The following is a 22,831-nucleotide window of genomic DNA, read 5'->3' on the forward strand; positions in this document are numbered from 1 at the left end:
CATAGGAGGAAACTCGAAATGGTAAAAACAAAAATTGGTATTAATGGATTTGGACGTATTGGTCGTAATGTATTCCGTGCAATGTTAGATCACTCTGAATTAGAAGTAGTAGCAGTAAACGATTTAACCGATTCGAAAACACTTGCTCACCTTTTAAAGTATGATTCGATTCATGGAAAATTAGATGCAACAGTAGAAGCAAACGAAGGTAGTATCGTTGTGAACGGTCGCGAAATTAAAGTACTAGCAGAACGTGATCCTGCTCAGTTGAAATGGGCGGACTACGGTGTGGATATCGTAGTTGAGTCGACAGGCCGCTTTACCAAACGTGAAGATGCCGCGAAACATATGGTAGGTGGAGCGAAGAAAGTAATCATTTCTGCTCCAGCAAATAACGAAGATATCACCGTTGTGATGGGTGTAAACCACGAAAGTTATGACCCAGCAAAACATGATGTGATTTCCAACGCTTCCTGTACGACTAACTGTTTAGCACCATTTGCAAAAGTGCTACATGATACATTCGGAATCCGTCGTGGTTTGATGACAACCGTTCATTCTTACACCAATGACCAACAAATTCTCGATTTACCACATAAAGACTTACGTCGTGCGCGTGCAGCAGCTGAAAACATTATTCCTACTTCTACAGGTGCGGCTAAGGCTGTTTCCTTGGTACTTCCAGAGCTTGCTGGAAAACTAAATGGTTTCTCGATGCGTGTCCCAACGCCAAACGTATCCGTTGTGGATTTAGTAGCAGAGTTAGATAAATCTGTAACGATTGAAGAAGTAAATGAAGTATTGAAAAATGCAGCAGATAATGAGCTAAACGGGATCCTAGCATTCTCGGACGAGCCTCTTGTATCTTCTGACTATAATGGGAATCCTCATTCTTCGATTGTAGATGGTCTTTCTACTATGGTGTTAGAAGGCAACATGGTAAAAGTCGTTTCTTGGTATGACAATGAGTGGGGCTACTCTAGCCGCGTTGTTGACTTGGCTGTATATATTGCCAAACGTGGGATCTAAGAATTAGAATGAATGAGTAGGAAATTTGGAAAGAGGAGAATAATTCTCCTCTTTCTTCTTAAATAAGGAGGGGCATCCTTGAACAAAAAATCCATCAAAGATGTTGATGTTCATGGAAAGCGAGTGTTTTGTCGGGTAGATTTTAACGTTCCGATGGAGCAAGGCAAGATTACAGATGATACGCGAATTCGAGCAGCATTACCTACGATTCAGTACCTGATGGATCAAGGGGCTAAGCTAATCCTAGCAAGCCACTTGGGACGACCAAAGGGAAAAGTAGTAGAAGAGATGCGTTTAACAGCTGTAGCAGAACGCTTAAGCCAACTGCTCGGTAAAGAAGTGACTAAGACAAATGAAGTAATTGGTCCAGAAGTTACAGAAAAAGTATCAGAGTTACATAATGGTGACGTTCTCCTCTTGGAAAACGTTCGTTTTGATGCGCGCGAAGAAAAAAATGATGCTGAACTATCTCGTCAATTTGCCGCTCTAGCGGATTTATTTGTAAATGATGCATTTGGTACCTCTCATCGTGCTCATGCTTCTACTGCGGGAATCGCTGATTATATCCCAGCAGTAGCAGGGTTCTTATTACAAAAAGAGTTAGAGATTTTAGGCAGTGCTCTTCAGACTCCCAAACGGCCCTTTACTGCGATTGTGGGTGGAGCCAAGGTTAAAGATAAAATTGGTGTCATTGAAAATTTACTGACCAAAGTGGACAACTTAATCATTGGTGGAGGACTTGCATATACCTTCATTAAGGCAAAAGGTCTTGAAATAGGAAAATCCCTTTTAGAAGAAGATAAGATTGAGCTGGCTGCTTCGTATCTACGGCAAGCAGAGGAAGCAGGAGTCCGTATCTATCTACCGGTTGATGTGGTGGTAGTGGATGAGTTTTCCCCGCATCCGCCTATTGTGAAAACAGTAGATGTTGATCAAATTCCGACTGATTTAGAGGCACTTGATATTGGTCCGAAAACACGCGAGTTGTATGCCGACGTGATTCGTTCTTCACAGCTTGTGATTTGGAATGGTCCGATGGGCGTATTTGAGTTTGATCAGTTTGCACAAGGCACGAATACGGTTGCGAAAGCACTTGCAGATTCTGAAGCATTATCCATCGTTGGCGGTGGGGATTCCGCAGCTGCGATTGAGAAAGCAGGACTTGCTGACGAAGTGGATCATATTTCTACAGGTGGCGGTGCCTCTTTGGAATTATTAGAAGGAAAAACACTACCTGGTGTAGCAGTGTTAAACGACAAAGAATAGTTAGGTGATGACGCTCATGCGCACTCCAATCATAGCAGGAAATTGGAAAATGCATAAAACGGTTAATGAAGCCGTTCAATATATAGAAACCATCCAATCCAATCAACTCCCACAAGATGTAGAAGCGGTGATTTGCGCGCCGTTTCTCACTCTACACACACTACAAGACAAGCTAGCGGGTAGTTCGATCGGGCTGGGAGCACAAAATGCTCATTGGGAAAAAGAAGGGGCATACACAGGAGAAGTAAGTGTTCATATGCTCCAAGACCTCGGAGTTGGTTATGTGATCTTAGGTCACTCTGAACGCCGTACCTATTTTGCGGAAACGTGCGAACAAGTGAATAAGAAGACAATAGCGGCTCTAAATGCGGGAATCATCCCGATTGTCTGTGTAGGTGAAACCATTCAAGAACGTGAAAGTGGACGTACTTTTGAAGTCGTTTCTTCTCAAGTAAAAAAAGCGTTAAAAGGAATTGCTTCTAATGAATTACATAAAGTGGTTCTCGCATATGAGCCTGTTTGGGCGATCGGAACAGGTAGGGCCTCCTCAGCAAATGATGCGGAAGAAGTGATTGCCTATATCCGTAAAACGTTGATGAGTGAGTTTGGTACAGCGGTTGCCGAGCAAATACGAATCCAATACGGTGGCAGTGTGAAACCAGAAAATATTGCTACTTACATGGCAGAGCCTAATATTGATGGAGCTCTTGTCGGCGGTGCGGCACTAGACCCAGAGTCGTTCTCAGGACTTGTGAAGGCTGCGAGCCGAGTAGGTGGTCAAGCATGAGCTATCCTAAACCAGCATTATTATGTATCTTAGACGGATTTGGCTTACGTTCTTCGGAACATGGCAATGCGGTGGCTCAAGCAAAGAAACCTAATTTTGATCGCTATTGGGATCAATACCCACATACTACCCTAGGAGCAAGCGGCTTGTCCGTAGGGCTTCCCGATGGGCAGATGGGGAATTCGGAAGTAGGACATTTAAACATCGGGGCAGGCCGTGTAGTATATCAAGAGCTTACTCGTGTAACGAAGTCCATTTCCGAAGGGGGATTCTTTGAAAACGAAACCTTCCTTGGAGCGATTCGTCACGTAAAAGAGCATAATACCCGTCTCCATTTGTACGGGTTATTATCAGACGGAGGCGTTCACAGTCACATTGAGCATTTATTTGCATTGCTCGAACTAGCGGCTAAAGAACAAGTGAAAGAAGTTTATGTTCACGCGTTTTTGGATGGGCGAGATGTAGCGCCGGACAGTGCTGTCTCCTATATCAAGCGTCTGGAAGATAAGATTCAGGAGCTGGGTGTCGGGAAAATTGCGACTGTGCAAGGTCGTTACTATGCGATGGATCGTGATAAACGATGGGAGCGTACGGAGAAATCGTATCGTGCGATGGTATATGGAGAAGGACCTTCTTATACCGATCCGATCAAGGCGGTGGAGGAATCCTATCACAAGTCGGTCTATGATGAGTTTGTCATGCCAACTGTGATTGTAGATGAAAATCAGAAGCCAGTGGGTACGATTCAAGATCATGACTCTGTTATCTTTTATAACTTCCGTCCCGATCGTGCGATACAGATCTCATTAGCTTTTACCAATCGTGATTTCCGTGGATTTGATCGTGGTGACCGTGCTCCAAAAGATCTCTACTATGTCTGCCTCACTCATTTTAGTGAGACGGTAGGTGGATATGTAGCATACAAATCTACGAACTTGGATAACACGTATGGTGAAGTGATTTCACAACAAGGCTTGCGTCAGCTTCGGATTGCTGAGACGGAGAAATTTCCACACGTTACCTTCTTCTTTAGTGGTGGTCGGGAAGATCCATATCCAGGCGAGGATCGCATTTTGATCAAATCCCCTAATGTAGCCACTTATGATTTAAAGCCTGAGATGAGCGCTTACGAACTGACGGATTCATTACTCGAAGCGATCAACAAAGATGTCTACGATACGATCATCTTAAACTTTGCCAATCCCGATATGGTTGGGCACTCTGGGAAACTAGAACCAACGATTAAAGCGGTAGAGGCAGTCGATGAGTGTCTAGGCAAGATTGTGGACTTAGTTATCTCAAAAGGTGGCGTCGCGATCATCACGGCTGACCACGGCAATGCCGACATGGTCATCGATGATAACGAGAGACCTTTTACCGCTCATACTACCAATCCAGTTCCTTGCATTATTACCAAAGAGGGAGTAACGCTACGTGAGGATGGTATTCTAGCAGATCTTACTCCAACCCTATTGGATTTGTTACAAGTATCGAAACCAACAGAGATGACGGGCACGTCTCTCATTCAAAAATAAGGAATATCAGAGGAGAATGAAACTATGACGATCATTATGGATGTATATGCTCGCGAAGTTCTCGATTCTAGAGGCAACCCAACCGTAGAAGTAGAAGTAACACTTGAAGGTGGCGCAGTAGGTCGTGCCATTGTTCCATCTGGCGCATCGACTGGTGCTCATGAAGCAGTAGAGCTTCGTGATGGTGATAAAAGCCGTTACTTAGGTAAAGGTGTTAAGCAAGCAGTAGAAAACGTCAATACAGTCATCGCCGAAGCAGTCGAAGGCATGGATGCTTTAGAGCAAGTTGAAATTGATCAACTCATGATTCAACTAGACGGTACACATAATAAGGGTAAATTAGGCGCTAACGCGATCTTAGGTGTATCCATGGCGGTAGCTCGTGCAGCAGCAGAAGCTCTCGGTGTTCCTCTCTACACCTACCTAGGTGGATTTAATGCGAAAGCACTTCCTGTGCCGATGATGAACATCCTAAATGGTGGAGCTCATGCGGATAACAATGTGGATATTCAAGAGTTTATGGTAATGCCAGTCGGCGCACCTAGCTTTACTGAAGCAGTTCGTATGGGTTCTGAAATCTTCCATAGCCTGAAATCAGTATTAAAATCCAAAGGGCTCAATACAGCAGTAGGCGACGAAGGTGGATTTGCACCAAACCTCTCATCCAACGAAGAAGCCCTTACAACCATTGTTGAAGCAATTGGACATGCTGGTTACAAAGTAGGAGAAGAAATCAAGCTTGCTCTCGATGTTGCCTCAACAGAAATCTACAAAGATGGAAAATATCACTTTGAAGCAGAAGGCGTTTCTCGTACTTCCGCTGAGATGGTAGACTACTACGAAGAATTGATCTCCAAATATCCAATTATCTCTATTGAAGACGGTCTTGCTGAAGATGACTGGGATGGATGGAAGTTGCTCACCGAACGTCTAGGTGGCAAAGTGCAGTTAGTCGGTGACGATCTCTTTGTAACCAACACTGAACGTTTACATGAAGGAATTACGAAGGGGATCGGGAACTCCATCCTAGTAAAAGTAAACCAGATCGGTACACTCACCGAAACATTTGACGCTATCGAGATGGCAAAACGTGCTGGTTATACAGCCGTTATCTCCCACCGCTCCGGGGAGTCAGAAGATACCACGATTGCTGACATCGCTGTGGCAACTGGTGCTGGACAAATCAAAACAGGTGCTCCATCCCGTACAGATCGTGTTGCGAAATACAATCAATTAATTCGTATTGAAGATGAACTAGGTTACACTTCTCAGTACCCAGGATTGACTGCTTTCTATAACCTACGTAACAAATAAGAAACGAACGAAGAGTAAAAGCAATGCAGGGGTAGCTCCTATGCATTGCTTTTTAACGTCTGACAATATTTCCATTGATATCCTAATCTATTGGCACGATCCTTCTTTTCCTTCATTGATCAAGATTCTACTCTATGATAAAGTAGTGTTAGATAGTTATGCGCAAGGGAGGTCACACATTATGGCACTCGCTGCAAAAGTATTCCTTGCAGTTATTAGCGTTTTACTGATTGTAGTTGTCTTGCTTCAGTCCAGCAAAAGCCCAGGACTCTCTGGTGTAATTGGTGGCGGTGCTGAACAAGTAATGGGAAAAGCAAAAGCACGTGGTATTGATGCCCTGCTAAACAAACTGACAGCCATCTTTGCAACATTGTTTATGGTTATGGCAATCGTAGTTGCTTTCTTCCTAAAATAATAAAAAAAGAACAAGGCACAATGGCTTTGTTCTTTTTTTATGGTTAAAAGCAAAGCTTCGTTATCAATCAAACCTTCCATTGGTCTCTGGAATATTGATTAATCTATCTTGTTTGCCATCAGTCCCTCTATTTATAGAGGAGCAGAACATAAGCTTAATAATTATAAATCTTATCTGGTTATCAAAAAAATAAAAAAGGATGACGTAACCTCCCGCCATCCTTCATTACTACATTAACTTGATTTTGCTTTTTTTACTACATCAGCTGGAATCGTAATGGATCCATTGAACGGTGCGAACTGATTTTGTTTAATAGTTGCTTTTACCATAGTAGGTTTTGTTTTACTATCTGTTGCAAGCTCAAGTGACCCTTCTAGGGATGTTTGTGCAAAGGTTTTGTCATCAAATGTGAAAGTTACGGTATAGCTTTTAAGCTTCATGCCCTTGAATAATGCTTTCGTTTGAGGGTCATTATCCTGAGTGAAGGTACTTGCTAATTCTTTTTCCAATGCAGAGCGATTTTTCGATTTTGAGATATCGAATACAACTTTGTATTGGTTCCCTTCGTGTGAAGAAGAGACAGCCTCTTTCATAGACTTGAATGACTGAATAGAGGTATCCATGTGGGAAAATGGATCTGATGTTTCTTTCGTTGCCTTTGTTTTGGTCCATGTTTTCTTTTTCTCTTGATACGAATAGGTCAATCCATCTTTTTCATAGGACTCTACTTTCTCGCTAGTCCCTAGTGATGTTGATGTTCCTGCTTTGTGCATAGCTTTTGGCTTTATTACTTCTTCTACTTTAGAATTCTCTTCAAATTGTACTTGTTTACCTGCAAAAGACAAAGTTCCTTTGACACTTAGCTGATAAGTGTGTGCCTTTTTACTTTCTTCGATTTTGTTGATAAGCTCATCAGTTGTAAGTTCTTTCTTGGTTTCAACAGTAGTTTGAGCATCCTTAGCTTTCTCCGGTTTTGCAGCATCTTTGGTTTGACATCCAACCAACAATGCTGTACTTAACATAAGAATGGAAGTAGAACGAATCCAGGTTTTCATGTTATGTACTCTCCTTTTTGGTATTATTTTGCATCACAACAACTATATATTAACTTTTCCATTTATTTTAAACCATACTTTTTTAAAAAATATTTTTAATATTATTATAGGTGGTTAAGGCAAGGTATCTAATATCAAAGAGTGGGTGTTCTATGTAGAAGGAATTATCGTTGTTATATTCAAAATTAGTTTAATGTTTTTCGAAATTAGAATATAATACAAGGAAATACAAGTGAATTTACTACATGAGGGGGATTGGGATGGAGCAACTTGCTTCCTATTTCGGAGAGAAAAGACCAAATTTCTCTGGAACGGTTTTGATTGCAAAGAAGGGGAAAATTGTGTTTCATGAAGCCTTCGGTAAATCTGATTTTGATACAGAGATTCAGAATACCCTTTTCACTCGTTTTCCAATTGCATCGCTTACAAAAACGTTCACCTCTCTGGCTATCTTTCAAATAATGGAACAAAGTCGTCTTCACTTATCTGATTCTTTGGATAAATATCTTCCTGATTCTTCTTTTGGTGGAGTAACGATTCAACATTTACTAAACCACACCTCTGGCATCGTAGATGATCGAAGGGTAAGGGGGGAACTTTCAGGCGGAGAGTGTCAGAAACCGGATGAAATGTGGCAGCAGGTTCGAGATCGAACCCTGTCTTTTATACCAGGAAGCAAGTTTTCCTGCAATGATACCAATACCTTTTTGTTAGCAATGATTTTAGAGAAGGTAACTGACATGCCTTATCGTGACTATGTAAGAGAAAAGATATTTGTTCCGGCGGGCATGGAGGATTCGGGATTTGAAGGAGAACCTTTGCCGTTATTAGCCCAAGGGCATATAAAAGGAAAAAAGCAGGGCCTACGGAATGCTAACAACGCGTATGGTTGTGGAGATATCGTTTCTACAACTAAAGATCTGCATCAATTTCTACAATGCTACAAGAGATGTGAGTTGCTAAATCGTGATAGCAAAAACAGTATGGAGACGGTTTCGTTCCGGCGTAAAAAGTGGTTGGATGTATCATTGATTGCGAGTGGATGGTTTTATCAATTTATCCATGGGATGAGTATTGGATATTCGGGGGTTCATCCATCTGGATTCATTTCAAGATGGGAATTGAACATGAATCATGAGACAGAAATCATCATTTTAAGCAACAATGCGATTCCATATCATTGGTATGATTCCAAATGGAATGGAGCTCAATTGATCGCAACGGAACTAGGTGAAATTTTATTTGAAAACCGGTTATCTTCATTCCAGAAACTGTTGGTTCGAATCGATTAACTTAGGATGGAAAGGAAAAAATTGTGATATGCTAGGGATACATGGAAGATAGTGCAGGGAATGACATAGAAATCATGAGTTATGAGCATTGGTTTAAGTAGCTTCATCGAAAAACGGGTATTCTACTCATGTATGGTTATTCATTTAGCCTCTGAAATGTATCCATAGGTTGGATAAAAAGGAAGTAGCTTTGAAAGGAGCTAAAAGTTTGGTCACAGCAAAACAAGTAATAGAAATGATGAAAAATCCACTCTACAAACCAATTGGTTCTGAGGAATTAATGCGTAAACTTCAGGTGTCAGGAGAGGATAAAGCAGAGTTCGTCTCCTTACTAGACCAGTTGGAGACGGAAGGTGAAATTGTCCAGACACGGGGAGGGAAATTCGGTCTCCCTAAGCACTACAACATGGTTGTAGGCAAGTTGCAAGGAAGTGCCAAGGGGTTTGGTTTCGTACTTCCAAAAACAGAAGAGATGAACGATATCTACATTCACGGTAGTGATACGAATGGTGCGATTGATGGAGATACCGTATTAGTTAGACTGAATAAGCCTCGCAAAGGGGATCGTCGTCCAGAAGGTGTTATTATCGATATTTTGAAACGTGGGCGGGAAAAAGTTGTAGGGCGCTTTAAGGCCTCATCTCCTTTGTTCGGAGTTGTCATACCCGAAGAATCAAGACTAAATGTAGACATCTTTGTTCCAGCTGAAAAACAATTGAATGCTCAGGATGGTCAGATCGTTGTGGTACGGATTGTTCCGAAGGCTTCGGATAAATTTACGATTGAAGGGGAGATTATCGAGATTTTGGGAGATAAAGATGCTCCTGGGATTGATATCTTGTCCATTATCCGTAAGCATGGTTTGCCAGAGCAGTTTCCGGAAGCAGTGGAGCAAGAAGCAGAACTCGTTCCAGATCAGATCAGTGAAGAAGAAATCAAGCATCGTCGTGATCTACGAGAGCGTGTTATGGTAACGATCGATGGAGAAGATGCGAAGGATTTGGACGATGCCGTCTCGATAGAACGCCTTCCTAACGGTAATGTTCGCTTAGGAGTCCATATTGCCGATGTGAGCTACTATGTCAAAGAAGGAAGCGCTCTAGATCGAGAAGCGTATGAGCGCGGATGCAGTGTCTATCTGGTAGATCGTGTTATCCCGATGCTCCCTAAGCGATTATCTAACGGGATTTGTAGTTTAAATCCAAAGGTAGATCGGCTTACGATGACATGCGATATGGAGATTAACTCGGAAGGTCATGTTGTGGATCATGATATTTATACCTCAGTCATTTGTACCAATGAACGGATGACGTATGGAGATGTAAAGAGAATTGTGATTGATGAAGACTCAGAGTTAATAGCGAAATATCAGCATCTAGTAGAAGATTTTCGCTTGATGGCGAGCTTAGCGAATACATTGCGGAAGAAACGAATGAACCGTGGATCGATTGATTTTAACTTTTCGGAAGCGAAGATTTTGGTGGATGAACATGGAAAGCCAACTGATATAGTGAAACGACCACGTACAGCGGCTGAGCAATTGATCGAGGAATTCATGCTAGCAGCCAACGAGACAGTAGCGGAACACTTTTATCGGTTAGATGTCCCGTTTGTTTATCGGATTCACGAAAATCCTGATCCGGAAAAGCTAATGTCATTCTATGAGTTAGTAAATAATTTCGGTTATAACGTCAAAGGAAAAGCAGATAAAGTAAAGCCGAGAGCTCTCCAAAGCTTACTGGGTAGAGTGGAAGGTAGTCCTGAAGAGATGGTAATTAGTACGATTTTGCTGCGCTCGATGAAGCAAGCGAAATACTCTACCGAATCGGTCGGACACTTCGGCTTAGCGGCAACATTTTACTCTCACTTTACCTCGCCAATCCGACGTTATCCCGATTTGCTCATTCATCGTGTGATTCGTGAACTATTGGAAAATGGACATATCTCAATGGAAAGAATTGAGCATCTACAAGCCTATTTAACAGATGCGGCTGAGCAGTCATCTATTCGTGAACGAGTAGCGGTTGATGCAGAGCGCGAGACCAATGCACTGAAAATGGCAGAGTATATGAAGGCCCATGTGGGAGAAGAGTTCGAAGGTGTGATTAGCAGTATCACAAACTTCGGGATTTTTGTAGAGCTACCTAATACTGTAGAAGGCTTGATTCATGTTAGTAATCTTACGGATGATTACTACAACTTCCATGAACGTGCGTATCTCTTGATTGGCGAACGTACGAAGCATATATTCCGAATGGGAGATCCGATCAAGATTCGGGTAAGTGGAGCTAGTTTAGAAGAACGGAAAGTGGATTTTGAATTAGTAGAGCACATCACCCAACACGAGTTGGACGAGAGCTTTTTCCATCGAGAGAAGAAAAAGGCGAAAAGAGCAAAACCGGGCGAAAGAGATCGTGGAGATCGCCGACGTGGCAAAAGCCAAGGAAAGCGGAAGCCAAAAGCCGATCCAAGATCATCAACTGGCGGTTCAAAAAATAAACGTTCTGAAAAAAGAAGTTCTAGCTCTAGCTCCAAAAAAGGTCGAATTAGTACTACGAGTCCAGATCAGTCATTTGCATCCAAAGGGCCGAAAAAAGATACTCGTAGAAAGAGAAATCGATAAAAACTTGATAAGAGCGGGGAACCCCCACCCTGCTCTTGGGTTTCGATTTTCAAAGAGCGGGTATACATTTTAACGAGGAGCGATCTTTTTTAAAAATAATGCTAACTTTCACATTTGACGTTAGAAGTAGGAATCTGGTAAAATGTTAAATGCGATATTTTTTCTGTTAGGTGGTGGTACAATGAGCTCCAAAGGGACAAAAGTGATTGCCCGTAATAAAAGAGCAACACATGATTATCATATTGAAGAGACTTTTGAAGCTGGTGTTGTACTTACTGGTACAGAGATTAAGTCTATTCGTCAAGGTCGCATCAATCTGCAAGATGCCTATGCTCGTGTGGACAACAGAGGAGAAGTATGGATCGTTGGGATGCATATTAGTCCGTTTGAGCAAGGGAATCGTTTTAATGTGGATCCGACGCGTACGCGGAAGCTCTTATTGCACAAGCGGGAAATCAGCAAATTGATTGGACAAACGAAGATAAAGGGTCTTACCTTGGTTCCGCTCAATGTCCATTTGCGTAGTGGCTTTGCCAAAGTCGAATTAGGATTAGCACGTGGTAAGAAGCTGTACGATAAACGTCATACAGCCGCTAAACGCGATGCACAGCGTGAGATTCACCGTCGTTTAAAAGAACAAAACCAGTAGGTATCATTTGGTATTGAGTAGACACATTCTACATGTTAAGATGAGACTTGTTAGAAACTCTCTCTAAACCCTTCTTCTATGGGGGCGTTTATGGGATTCGACGGGGATTGTTCGAGCATAAGTAGCGAGTCGAGGGGCTGCGTTTCTCGTTAAACACGCGGACGCCAATTATAACTGGCAAACAAAACAATTTTGCTCTAGCTGCTTAATTGCAACTAGGATCCACTGCTCCATCGCCTATGTGGCGTAGATGGGTCTCATAACTTAGTAGGCTAGCGCTTTAGACGGCTACTGTCTAAAGGGCGAAACATTAGTGGCTAGTCATTTGAAAGGCCTGTCGTTGGGCAGTTCAAATGATGAAACAACCCAATGCGACGACTGCACTCGGAGAAGCTTATGTGGCGAGGTCTTCGGACAGCGGTTCAACTCCGCTCGCCTCCACCAACTTTATGTAAAAACAAGCAAATGGCTCTGATACCAAAACAGAGCCATTTTTTATATTGACAGGACAAGATACCGCTTACTATAATGATGATGTTGTCAAAAATTCCATACGCTGATGTGGCACAGTCGGTAGCGCAATCCACTCGTAATGGATAGGTCGCAGGTTCGAATCCTGTCATCAGCACCAAGAGAGAAATCCTGTATCCGTTCATGTTGCAGGGTTTTTTTGTTGTGTCCAAAGCAATAGGGCATTTTTTATAAAAGATAGAAAATGAAATTAGGTACAAACAGGCGGGAGGATGACTCTGCCTGGGCGATTGGAAAATTGGTTGATGACAATCCATTCGTCGAGTGATGGATCATAGATATTTTGGAGACCGAAGTGGAGTACTTGTACAAATTGAGTGGAATCTGATTGATCTACATAGATGTCAGCTGACGAGACGGGGAGACGGGGATAGAATCCGGAAGGAAGCTCTGGTACGACAACGCTGGCTCGGAAATGATGGACATATCGTTTTATTTTCCCTAATAAGATCTCTGGTCCTACATACTGTGATGTGGCAAAGAAGGCGTTTAGGTCTCTCAAACTAAATTGGAAGAGTGGGGCGCAACTTTCCAGTGGTGGCAAGAACTCTGGTTGGAGTCCGGGCCACTTGTATGTGTAGGTATAAAGATGATGGTTGTAGATAAGGTTTGTAAAGTGAATGCGGTGATGTTCGCTCCCGGCAATCATCTGGACATTGCCATTGTTTGCGTGCCAGGTAAAAGGCACATTGATTTTCAGATCGGGAACAATATAGCGACCTCTCCACCGAAAGTTTCGGCGTAGACGTGGTGGAGAAGGGGGGCATGGATGAGGCCTACCACAGTTATTTAATCGCATGTTTTTCCTCCCTAGAATCTGATTACACAGACAATAAATGATGTGCAACTATATCATTGTGTAATATTTATATGCTAGATTTAAAGTTATGATTGGGATTGTGTCCAACGTTTCTTAAGCGTAAAAAACGAATCACTTACTGGGAAAGCGAGAGTGAAAGTTTGAAAATTAGAGAAGCACACGAGGCGGATGTTCCTGAATTAAGACGTATATACTTAGAGTCCCGCCGTAAAAGCTTTCATTGGGCGGACGTTGAGAAGATGACTCTAGAGGATTTTGATCAACATACTTTAGAAGAATCTATCTTAGTAGCAGTAGAAGATCATAACATTCTTGGGTTTGCTTCATTGTATTTACCAGATAACTTTATACACAATTTATTTGTTCATCCTGATTTTTCTGGGGAAGGCGTGGGTACTAAGTTGCTCCAAAGTTCTATTGAAAAAATGACGAAACCATTGCGATTAAAATGTGTGTCAGAAAATCATAGGGCGATGAAGTTCTACGAAGATCATGGTTGGAGGAGAGAGAGGGAAGAAGGGGATTTGGAAGAGAAGTATTGGGTAATGGTATACGAATAAAGCCTGATTGACAACTATTATGATCACTCCATTTCTCGGGAAATGTTGCTTCATGTTTAAGTGCTAATGGTTGTCCTTTCGCAGGTTTAAAGAGAAAATGTTTGTGTTATCCTAATGGTATATGTTTAGCGGGAAATGGAGGAAGATGACAACAATGGAAACGATTCAGCGTTCTCCAGAAGCATTTTATTATCCGGGTGGAAAAATAGGCATTTTACTTATACATGGATTTACAGGTTCTGCATCAGAAATGCGACCAATGGGTCAATATTTTCAGGAGTTAGGGTATTCTGTGTGTGCTCCCCTTTTAAAAGGACATGGTACCACTCCAGAGGATTTACAAAAATCAAATCGTCATGACTGGTTTCAAGATGTTCTAGATGCGTATGACCACCTTAAGCAATCGGGTGTGGAGAAGATATACGCTGCGGGGCTATCTATGGGTGGAGTATTAGCATTAAAACTGGCAATGAACCGTCCGCTCGCTGGAGTGATTACCATGTGTTCGCCTATCTGGATACAAGATAAGCGGACGAAGTATGTAGAGATCGTTCATTTTTTTGCTCCTAACTTATATCATACATCCCAGAAGAGAAGCACGAGAAGCGCACAGATTCAAAATGCCATGATTCCGGTTACCCGAACTCCATTAGGTAGCATCGCTCAACTTCTAAAGCTGATCCGTGAGGTAAGACGGAAACTGCATGAAGTGAAAATACCTGCCTACATTGTTCAATCGACAATCGATGAGACAGTAAAGCCTGAGAGTGCGGATTATATCTATGCAAATATAAAATCCAGAGATAAAGAATTATCTTGGTTTGAGAAGTCTTGTCATATTATTACATTGGATCGGGAACGAAAAGTTTTATTCGGTGAGGTTGAGGATTTCATTAAACGAATTGAAAAGGAATGAGGATTTTTCATCAGAAGAAATTCTTTATGACCAGTAAAGGATTTTTTTGGTTATAAACGTATATTGCGGAAGGGAGAGGTCGACATATGTATAAGATACTGATTGTAGAAGACGATCAGAAAATTGCTCAACTTTTATCAAATCACTTGCTTAAATTTGGTTATGAACCAATTCTAGTAGATGACTTTGACCAGATAGATGATCTATTTCTAAAGCACTCTCCGCATGTTGTTTTACTGGATATCAATCTTCCTAAGTATGATGGCTATTATTGGTGTAAACGAATTCGTCAACTTTCTTCATGCCCGATTATCTTTGTTTCGGCACGGATTGGGGAGATGGATCAGGTCATGGCGATTGAATATGGGGCAGATGACTTTATTACGAAGCCTTTTTCTTATGATATCGTGATGGCCAAGATTAAGAGTCAAATCCGGCGTAGCTATGGTGAATTTTCTGCGACCGCTTCCTCAGATAAGGAGCGAGAAATTCTCTTTCATGGGTTAATTTTGTACCCAGAACGACTTGAGTTACATTTCCGTGATCAAAAATTGTTCCTAGTGAAGAAGGAGATGGATATGTTAGATCTGCTCATAGGCGCATATCCCCGGGCTGTCAAAAGGAATAAGCTACTCGAGCATGTGTGGGATGAGCAACTATTTATAGGTGAAAACACACTAAATGTATACATAGCCAGACTGCGAAAGAAGTTACAAGAATTAGAGATCGATCATGCGATTGAGACGGTAAAGGGAGTGGGTTATCGAATTCATGTTACGTGGGAGGAAAACGTGGAATGAGGTTGTTCTTTAAGGTATACAGCCCTTTTGTCCTGATCTATGTGCTCCAATTCTTACTCCTATACTATACGCTTCGGTATTTAGATGCAGTGACGATCACAGGAAATGTCCTTTATATATTTTTAGTAAGCTTATTTCCGTTTGCCATGTTTCTGCTGGTCCGCTTTGGAATGGAGAGATCGTTCTATCAAAGATTGGAAAAGGAGTGGGACCAAGGAGATGAGTTCTTAGGGATTCAAAATCAAACTCCCCTGACAGATGCGGTGAAAAAAACGTTTTCCAAACAGCATCGTCTTCTTCGTTTAGCTTCGCAAGAGGAACTCAAGGAGAAACAAGAACATATCGATTTTATTTATCACTGGGTACACCAATTAAAAACCCCTTTATCTGCCTTGAAGCTAACTGTCCAAGCAGAAGAGGCTTTGGAGAGCGCTGATGATATGCAAGAGGAGATTGATCGGATCGAGCATAGTTTAAACATGGTGTTATATTTATCGCGCATCAAATCATTTTTAAATGATTTTTACGTAGAACAAGTCTCGTTAAATCAAATGGCAACGGAAACGATCAATGAAATGAAACGTCTCTTTATTCGAAAGGAAATTTTCCCTGTGATCGAAGCAGAGCAAGAATTTACGGTTCCGTCAGATCGCAAATGGTTAAAATTTGTTCTATTTCAATTGCTGACCAATGCGATTCGTTACACTTCTGGAGAGAGTAAAAGAATCAAGATTCGGATCGGTCAGAGGGGCAGGGAAGTATATCTGTCTGTGATCGATCAGGGGGTGGGGATTGCCTCGGAGGACATTCCCCGCGTATTTGACTTGTACTTTACTGGGAAAAACGGACGTGTATTTGGTGAGTCGACGGGTATTGGACTCTTTCTCGTGAAAAAGATTTGTGATGAACTAACACATGAAGTACACATTCAATCCGAGTTAAACCAAGGAACAAAGGTAACGATTGTATTCCAGCAATAAGCAAAGTCAGTTCTTCCCTTGATCCAAGTAGTGAAAGACTGTACGAATATACTTGGAGCGAATCCATATGAAATAGAGAATTTGGATTGCGCCGAAGATGGTAATGACCTGAAGGATTTTATCAAATGGCGCCCATTCTATGTTTTCTTGGTTCCAGAGAACAAGAATTATGTAAGTATGGACAGAAGCGATGATAAAGGGAGAGAAGAAGAAAATGACTAATTGTTGAGTGATGATCCGCCTGATTTCTTTTCGTTTGAGTCCGATTTTGGTTAAGTTGTGATACTTTTCTCTTTCTCCTTGGATGTCTGCGAATAAGCGGAAGTAGAGGAAGCTGATCGCCGCAATGAAGAAGACCATACTAATAAAAGAACCAATAAAGAAATAGGTTTTATTGTGTATCAAATCTGATTGAAAATAATTCGCTGCAGTTTTTATTACCCTAGGTCCTATATTAAATCGTTCTGTGAGTTGTGCACTAAAGTCCCCTAGACGAGTCCAATTCGGAATCTGATACTCTACAAACGTGTATGTGGGGTACTTTGCTTTCACTTGGCGATAAAATGTATCGCTAATTACATAGTAGATCTGTGCCCCGAAATTCAAAAAAGGTTTATCCGTTACTTCGATTACGTTTATCTTTCTGTCTCCTATTTCCATCTCTTGATACCCAATCTCAGCTAGAGGATCCGTCCCTGGTCCCCAACTTTTCCAAATCAACACGAGAGAATCATTTTCCTTTAGAGAAATCATATCCCTACCTAGAAAACGAGCCAATTGATTAAAATTGGAGTTAGATATAAGTGCTATAGCAGGTTCATTTCTGGTCTGGTCCTCGATCTTGTTTAAAGCGAGCACTGGAATTTGGACTCTCTCAAATTCATATCCATTCTTTTTTAGATACGTATCGATGTAATTTATATTTTCTTTTAGCTGTTTGTCTTGAGGAAACGATAAATATGAGATAGGACCGACGAAGTCCTTTATTACTTGCTCTGCTGTATACAGATAGCCTGTATACAAACTTGCTGTAAACGTGATAGAAATCGTGATTAATACAGTAGAAATAAACAAATTTCGAGCATTCTGCTTTGCTTGATGAGCTAGGTTAGAGACCCAAAGCAAGTTAGTTTTATGAAAATAAAAGCGCGAACTTCGTTTTAATAACGTGATACCTAAAGCACTGACTTGGGAGAATATGAGATACGTAATAATGGTTAGAATGATGAAGATAGCGAGGATGTTGTCGTACTCTAAGTATTCCACCACTTTTGCAAGGAATAGGTTATTTAGTCCATTTTGATGTTGGATGGTGTTCACTAATAAGCTATACAGGAACAGGACGATCGTGATACCAAATATAGCTGATAAGAGGGGCGCTTTCGGCCGACGATTTTGTTTTCTACTTTTGGTTAATAGGTAGTAAACGTTTTTGGAGCGTACAAATAAGGGAGATAAAATGGACACCAACATAAATAAACTGATGAACGCGATAAAGGTTAACACAATTGGAGTAGAGCTCCATTTAAATTCGAAGCGGAACTGAAATATCATGGATATGACGAAAAAGAAGTACTTCGAAAAGAGAAGACCTAGTAGGATTCCAGAGATAATCGAAATGAAACCAATCAGGACATTTTCGAAAAACATTAGTTTGATGAATTGTTGATCTGTGATGCCCAGTAGGCGAAGGACACCAAATTCTCCCCACCGTCTATGGAGAAAAGTTCCAAATGAGTACAAAATAAATACTAATGAACATCCATACTGATAAGGTAGGATAGCCGTTAATAATACAGTTAAGTTCATAGATTTATTTGCTATATGCATATCGGGATGAAAGTAAGCGACTGAAAAGATAAAAAAGACCATAACCGAAATGGTACTTGCCATAAAGAAGGCTAAATAGGAGGAGAGATTTCGTTGTACATTGCGTAAGGCAAACTGCTTAAAAGTCATATCTGGCTCCTCCCAGTAATGAAAGTACATTTAAAATCTCATGGTAAAAATCTTGTTGCTTTTCTCCACGGTACATTTCGTTATAAATCCGCCCATCTTTAATAAAGATGACACGGTGACAATGGCTAGCTACGATAGGATCATGTGTCACCATTAAAATGGTTACACCGAAATCTTGATTCATCTGTTCTAAGACGCTTAATACATCGTGAGATGAGCGGGAATCTAAGTTCCCTGTAGGCTCGTCTGCGAGTAAGAGGGAAGGCCGATGAATGATTGCACGTGCGATGGCTACTCGTTGAGCCTGACCGCCGGATATTTCAAACGGAAAGCGTTCAAGGATCTCGGTTAATCTTAATTGCATTGCTATTTCCTGTAATGCTTGCTTCATAGCAGAGAATCGGGTTCCTTCTAGTGCTAGGGGTAGAAGGATGTTTTCACGTATGGTGAGTGAGTCCATCAGGTTGAAATCTTGAAAGACAAAACCTAAGTTGGACCGGCGAAACTGAGCTAACGAATCTTCCGATAAACGGTGAAGGTCTTGGTTTAACAACAAGACTTGTCCTGAAGTAGGGAAATCGTTTGTGGAGATCACATTGAGTAAGGTTGACTTTCCACTTCCAGAAGGACCCATCACACCTACAAATTCACCACTTTTCACTGTGAAGTCTATATCATCGAGGGCCTGATAGGAGACAGTTCCTTCATAAATTTTACATACTTTTTTCAATTCCAGTTCATTCATCTTCGTCCTGCCCCCTATTTTGAACTTGTGTTATCTTATTTTCTCATTTTCTTCTATTTTTACACGGATTACGAAATATAGGTACACTTTAAGGGATGCATGTACTTATTTCTATCGAAAATGCATAACAGATCGATTACACATTTGTAAGCTTACTACTCAAAACCGCATCATAAAGAGGAATTTATATTTAAAGAATAGAATTAATACTATTGCATGAGTATCAAATCAGGAATGAACGAGAAATACGTTTTTGTACGTATTCTATGGGTATTTTCTCATATGACGTTAATTTTCCGATTAAACTGAACTTTTCATTACCAATCAAAGGAGCAGATGCACATGATGATGAATGTTCCACTTACTGTACCTATGATGTTTGAACATGCAGAGCGTTATTTTTCGAAGAAGGTAGTGATTTCTCGAACAGCTGGGGGTATTCATCGCTTTACGTATGGAGAGATTTCGCAAAGAACACGTCGTCTTGCCCATGCATTAGAAAAGCTAGGAGTCCAGAAAGGGGATCGGGTGGGGACGCTTGCGTGGAATCATCATCGCCATCTAGAGGCATATTTTGCGATTCCCAGCATAGGAGCTGTCCTGCATACCATTAATATTCGGCTGTCTCCTCAACAGATCGCTTATATTATCAATCACGCGGAAGATAACGTTCTCCTGATTGATCCAGATATTCTTCCACTTGTAGAAGCAATTGCGCCACATCTTTCTACTGTAAAGGCGTTTGTGCTCATGTCTAATACAGATCTCCCGGACTCTCCTTTAAAGCCACTCTATTCTTATGAGACACTTTTAGCAGAATCAGACCCTGCTTTTTCGTTCCCATCAATAGAAGACGAGAATCAAGCGGCGGGTATGTGTTATACATCGGCTACAACCGGGAATCCCAAAGGGGTGGTTTATACCCACCGTAGTATCGTCCTTCATGCGATGGCTCTTGGTTTGGCGGATAGTACAGCCGTTTCGGAAAGGGATACAGTTTTAACCGTCGTGCCGATGTTTCATGTGAATGCGTGGGGTTTACCGTTTGCATGTGTATGGTTTGGGAGTACTCAGGTCTTACCAGGACCTTATTTCACTCCTCAATTGCTGGCTGAGTTGATTGAATCAGAGCAGGTTACCGTTACAGGTGGTGTTCCGACCATCTGGTTAGGGTTACTGAAGGAATTAGAGCAGAAGGTTTATAATCTCTCTAGCTTGCGTGGTGTGTTATGCGGTGGCTCAGCAGCACCACTCGCGATGGTACGAGCTTTTGAAGAGAAGTGGAAAGTTCCATTTTATCATGCGTATGGTATGACGGAGACAAGCCCGCTAGTATCATTTGCGAGATTAAAAAGCTATCAAGATGGTTCTGAGGAAGATCGCATCCAATCACTGACGAGACAAGGATACATGGTACAGGGAACCGAGATGAAAGTAGTGGGAGCAGAGGGCGAAGTAAAATGGGATGACAGAGAGATGGGCGAGCTGTTACTTCGGGGTCCTTGGATTGCAAGCGAATATTATCGAGATGAGCGAAGCGACGATACATTTAAAGACGGATGGCTTCATACAGGGGACGTTGTAACGGTAGATGAGGAAGGTTCTATCAAAGTGGTGGATCGAACGAAGGATTTAATTAAGAGTGGTGGAGAGTGGATTTCATCCGTTGATCTAGAGAATACTCTTATGACACATGAAGCCGTTTTTGAAGCTTGTGTGGTGGGGATTCCCCATGAAAAATGGGAGGAGCGTCCATTGGCATGTATCGTCTTAAAGGATTTGTATAAGGGGCAAAATCTCAAATTAGAGATTCTCCAATTTTTACACACTCAGTTTGCTAGGTGGTGGATTCCAGACGATATTGTGTTTGTAGATGAGATTCCGAAATCGGGAGTAGGAAAGTTCCTCAAGCGAGAGCTTCGTGAGCAGTGGCAAGATTACTATGTAGGGAGCACAACCGTTATTGATTAACGTGAAAAGACATGGCAGAGATCACTTTGCCATGTTTTTTCTATTTTAAAAAGGGCTTGAGATTCTTGATTTCCCTTCGTAATTGTTCAGCTGATTGTTTATATATTTTTTTCGCCTTAGGGTCTTTAGTGGATAGATGCATAAGTGCTAGATCAGTTTCGCACTTGTTTAACAGAGTATAGAGGAGATTTTTTTCACCCTCATTTACGTGTATGGGGTGGATCTTATCCTGGTACAAATCGGTGTATAAACTTCCGCTTGAAGTTACTTGTGCTAGAAATATATCTGCTTCTTTTAAACGACGTTTTTGAAGCTCTGACGTTAACCATTTCTTAGACAAGCCCATTCCAGTTAACGTTTCTTCCATGATACATCCGTCTGAGATGACAACCTCTGGATATAATTCTTTCTCAACCTTTATTCCTAGCATTTTGGGGGTGATCGGTTGATTCTCTTTTTTAAGCAATACATTTAACGTTCCGTTTTGCTCTAGAATGGCCGTGTCTATATCGCTAAGGGAAAAGATATTTTTGTATCGTAGTTGTTCCATTAGTTCATCTACTGTAATTCTTTCTTTCCCGAGATTCTCTTCTAGGATTTGTCCATTTCTAATGATGAAAGTGGACCTACCATCTAATGCATTTCGTAATCGTTTGCTTTTCAGTGTAACATACTCAATCCCGATTGCTACAAGTGTCCATACTGCTAGTGATTCGACTCCTTGATACCAACGACCATCTAAGTCGATAGAGAGCGATGCAGCTAAGTTACCAATTGTAATTCCAGTAATGTACTCAAACAAAGAAAGCTCGGACAGTTGTCGTTTGCCTAGTATTTTCGTAACGATAAATAAAAAGATAATCGCAGATAAGGTGCGTATAATGATTTCTAACCATGGAGGCATCGCTCAAGCCCTCTTTTCCCGATATAGATTGGTATATTATGCATATGCACATGGAATATTATTCAAAATGAGGCGAGCAGAACGTATGTCTATTTTGAAAACGAACGGAAAAATGAATTGACGATTAACTGATGTAATCATATAGTTAAATGGATTAATAGTTAAATGAATGAACTATTGATCCGTGGAATATATAAAAGGAGTGATGAGGAAACGTGCCTCCTATCGATATTAAACACCTAATCGATCAGTATATAGAGTTGTCATTCTCGGTTAATAAGAGTGGGGAATCCCTAGTCAGAGATCAAATGAATGACGATATGACAAGTGATCAACATTATACTCTTCGTTATATCTATCAAAGCAAATCTTGTACTCCTTCTGATTTAGCGAAAAAGTTTCAGGTGAAGAAAAGTGCGATTACAGCAATGATCAATCGCATGTGGAAGAAAGGGTGGATTCAGCGGACACGAGATGAGAAAGATCGCCGTGTTGTGTATCTAACGCTGACGGAAGAAGGAAAAGCGTTGTACATGAAAACGGAAGAGAGGATTCATCACCTTGTGGATTCTATATTGAACAACTTTGAACAAGAGGAGCTTGAACAATTTCTTCGTACGTACCAGAAACTACATCGAGTCCTAGAGGATATAAACAAACATAAATAGATGGGAGGAACG

The 22,831-nt window shown here is 41.3% G+C and carries 20 protein-coding genes, 1 tRNA gene and 1 other RNA gene; 17 read left to right on the top strand and 5 right to left on the bottom strand.

Annotated elements, in window-relative coordinates; translation table 11 throughout:
* The first annotated feature begins 18 nt into the window (after nt 1-18).
* From gap to secG, 6 genes are all read left to right on the top strand, one after another.
* Nucleotides 19-1,029, top strand: a complete 1,011-nt coding sequence (gap, locus tag J2Z48_RS00605) for a type I glyceraldehyde-3-phosphate dehydrogenase (protein ID WP_307249979.1) — start codon at nt 19-21, stop codon at nt 1,027-1,029.
* Nucleotides 1,030-1,107: 78 nt separating this feature from the next.
* Nucleotides 1,108-2,295 (top strand): phosphoglycerate kinase, encoded by a 1,188-nt coding sequence (locus J2Z48_RS00610; RefSeq protein ID WP_307249981.1) that lies wholly within the window; start codon nt 1,108-1,110, stop codon nt 2,293-2,295.
* Between the two features lie 16 nt (nt 2,296-2,311).
* On the top strand, nt 2,312-3,082 hold the full coding sequence (gene tpiA, locus J2Z48_RS00615) for a triose-phosphate isomerase (RefSeq protein ID WP_307249984.1): 771 nt from the start codon (nt 2,312-2,314) through the stop codon (nt 3,080-3,082).
* Nucleotides 3,079-4,617 carry a 2,3-bisphosphoglycerate-independent phosphoglycerate mutase gene (gene gpmI, locus J2Z48_RS00620; RefSeq protein WP_307249985.1) on the top strand — a complete coding sequence of 513 codons (1,539 nt, stop codon included), beginning with the start codon at nt 3,079-3,081 and terminating at the stop codon, nt 4,615-4,617. The genes tpiA and gpmI overlap by 4 nt, the downstream gene beginning before the upstream one ends.
* A 24-nt stretch (nt 4,618-4,641) precedes the next feature.
* The gene (gene eno / locus J2Z48_RS00625; protein ID WP_307249987.1) at nt 4,642-5,931 is read left to right on the top strand and encodes a phosphopyruvate hydratase; all 1,290 of its coding nucleotides are present in this window, start codon (nt 4,642-4,644) and stop codon (nt 5,929-5,931) included.
* A gap of 181 nt (nt 5,932-6,112) precedes the next feature.
* Nucleotides 6,113-6,346, top strand: coding sequence for a preprotein translocase subunit SecG (secG, locus tag J2Z48_RS00630; protein ID WP_307249989.1), 234 nt, complete (start codon nt 6,113-6,115; stop codon nt 6,344-6,346).
* A 233-nt stretch (nt 6,347-6,579) separates the two neighbouring features.
* Here the strand turns inward: secG and J2Z48_RS00635 are convergent, their stop codons facing one another.
* Nucleotides 6,580-7,401, bottom strand: a complete 822-nt coding sequence (locus J2Z48_RS00635) for a DUF6612 family protein (protein WP_307249990.1) — start codon at nt 7,399-7,401, stop codon at nt 6,580-6,582.
* Nucleotides 7,402-7,661: 260 nt separating this feature from the next.
* Here J2Z48_RS00635 and J2Z48_RS00640 point away from each other — a divergent pair, with 260 nt between their 5' ends.
* The 5 genes from J2Z48_RS00640 (at nt 7,662) to J2Z48_RS00660 (ending at nt 12,596) form a co-directional block, all read left to right on the top strand.
* On the top strand, nt 7,662-8,693 hold the full coding sequence (locus tag J2Z48_RS00640) for a serine hydrolase domain-containing protein (protein WP_307249992.1): 1,032 nt from the start codon (nt 7,662-7,664) through the stop codon (nt 8,691-8,693).
* A gap of 208 nt (nt 8,694-8,901) precedes the next feature.
* Nucleotides 8,902-11,316 carry a ribonuclease R gene (rnr, locus tag J2Z48_RS00645; RefSeq protein WP_307249994.1) on the top strand — a complete coding sequence of 805 codons (2,415 nt, stop codon included), beginning with the start codon at nt 8,902-8,904 and terminating at the stop codon, nt 11,314-11,316.
* A 181-nt stretch (nt 11,317-11,497) separates the two neighbouring features.
* A complete protein-coding gene (gene smpB / locus J2Z48_RS00650; protein WP_307249996.1) occupies nt 11,498-11,965 on the top strand; it encodes an SsrA-binding protein SmpB in 468 nt (155 codons plus the stop codon).
* An 80-nt stretch (nt 11,966-12,045) separates the two neighbouring features.
* Nucleotides 12,046-12,409, top strand: a transfer-messenger RNA (tmRNA) gene (gene ssrA, locus J2Z48_RS00655).
* 111 nt (nt 12,410-12,520) lie between these two features.
* A tRNA-Thr gene (locus J2Z48_RS00660) sits at nt 12,521-12,596 on the top strand.
* Between the two features lie 90 nt (nt 12,597-12,686).
* Here J2Z48_RS00660 and J2Z48_RS00665 read toward each other — a convergent pair.
* The gene (locus J2Z48_RS00665) at nt 12,687-13,295 is read right to left on the bottom strand and encodes a hypothetical protein (protein ID WP_307249998.1); all 609 of its coding nucleotides are present in this window, start codon (nt 13,293-13,295) and stop codon (nt 12,687-12,689) included.
* Between the two features lie 161 nt (nt 13,296-13,456).
* Between J2Z48_RS00665 and J2Z48_RS00670 the strand changes: the two genes are divergently transcribed.
* From J2Z48_RS00670 to J2Z48_RS00685, 4 genes are all read left to right on the top strand, one after another.
* Nucleotides 13,457-13,876: a GNAT family N-acetyltransferase gene (locus J2Z48_RS00670; RefSeq protein ID WP_307250000.1), complete on the top strand. Its 420-nt coding sequence runs from the start codon at nt 13,457-13,459 to the stop codon at nt 13,874-13,876.
* Nucleotides 13,877-14,021: 145 nt separating this feature from the next.
* Nucleotides 14,022-14,792 (top strand): alpha/beta hydrolase, encoded by a 771-nt coding sequence (locus J2Z48_RS00675; RefSeq protein WP_307250001.1) that lies wholly within the window; start codon nt 14,022-14,024, stop codon nt 14,790-14,792.
* Between the two features lie 86 nt (nt 14,793-14,878).
* Nucleotides 14,879-15,592, top strand: a complete 714-nt coding sequence (locus J2Z48_RS00680) for a response regulator transcription factor (RefSeq protein WP_307250003.1) — start codon at nt 14,879-14,881, stop codon at nt 15,590-15,592.
* Nucleotides 15,589-16,572, top strand: a complete 984-nt coding sequence (locus J2Z48_RS00685) for a sensor histidine kinase (RefSeq protein WP_307250005.1) — start codon at nt 15,589-15,591, stop codon at nt 16,570-16,572. Before J2Z48_RS00680 ends, J2Z48_RS00685 begins: the two co-directional genes overlap by 4 nt.
* Nucleotides 16,573-16,578: 6 nt before the next feature.
* On the opposite strand, the gene J2Z48_RS00690 is transcribed toward J2Z48_RS00685, so the two are convergent.
* Together J2Z48_RS00690 and J2Z48_RS00695 are read right to left on the bottom strand one after the other, a co-directional pair.
* Complete coding sequence (locus J2Z48_RS00690; protein ID WP_307250007.1) at nt 16,579-18,531, bottom strand: ABC transporter permease; 1,953 nt, start codon at nt 18,529-18,531, stop codon at nt 16,579-16,581.
* Entirely contained in the window at nt 18,521-19,276 is a 756-nt protein-coding gene (locus tag J2Z48_RS00695; RefSeq protein ID WP_307250009.1) for an ABC transporter ATP-binding protein, read from the bottom strand. Before J2Z48_RS00695 ends, J2Z48_RS00690 begins: the two co-directional genes overlap by 11 nt.
* A gap of 345 nt (nt 19,277-19,621) precedes the next feature.
* Here J2Z48_RS00695 and J2Z48_RS00700 point away from each other — a divergent pair, with 345 nt between their 5' ends.
* The gene (locus J2Z48_RS00700) at nt 19,622-21,247 is read left to right on the top strand and encodes a long-chain fatty acid--CoA ligase (RefSeq protein ID WP_307250402.1); all 1,626 of its coding nucleotides are present in this window, start codon (nt 19,622-19,624) and stop codon (nt 21,245-21,247) included.
* Between the two features lie 40 nt (nt 21,248-21,287).
* On the opposite strand, the gene J2Z48_RS00705 is transcribed toward J2Z48_RS00700, so the two are convergent.
* A complete protein-coding gene (locus tag J2Z48_RS00705; protein ID WP_307250011.1) occupies nt 21,288-22,151 on the bottom strand; it encodes a DUF421 domain-containing protein in 864 nt (287 codons plus the stop codon).
* A gap of 215 nt (nt 22,152-22,366) precedes the next feature.
* Between J2Z48_RS00705 and J2Z48_RS00710 the strand changes: the two genes are divergently transcribed.
* Nucleotides 22,367-22,819 carry a MarR family winged helix-turn-helix transcriptional regulator gene (locus tag J2Z48_RS00710; protein WP_307250013.1) on the top strand — a complete coding sequence of 151 codons (453 nt, stop codon included), beginning with the start codon at nt 22,367-22,369 and terminating at the stop codon, nt 22,817-22,819.
* Nucleotides 22,820-22,831: the final 12 nt, after the last annotated feature.

Origin of the sequence: Croceifilum oryzae (assembly GCF_030814315.1) — a bacterium.
In the GTDB taxonomy this organism is placed as follows: Bacteria; Bacillota; Bacilli; order Thermoactinomycetales; family Thermoactinomycetaceae; genus Baia; species Baia oryzae.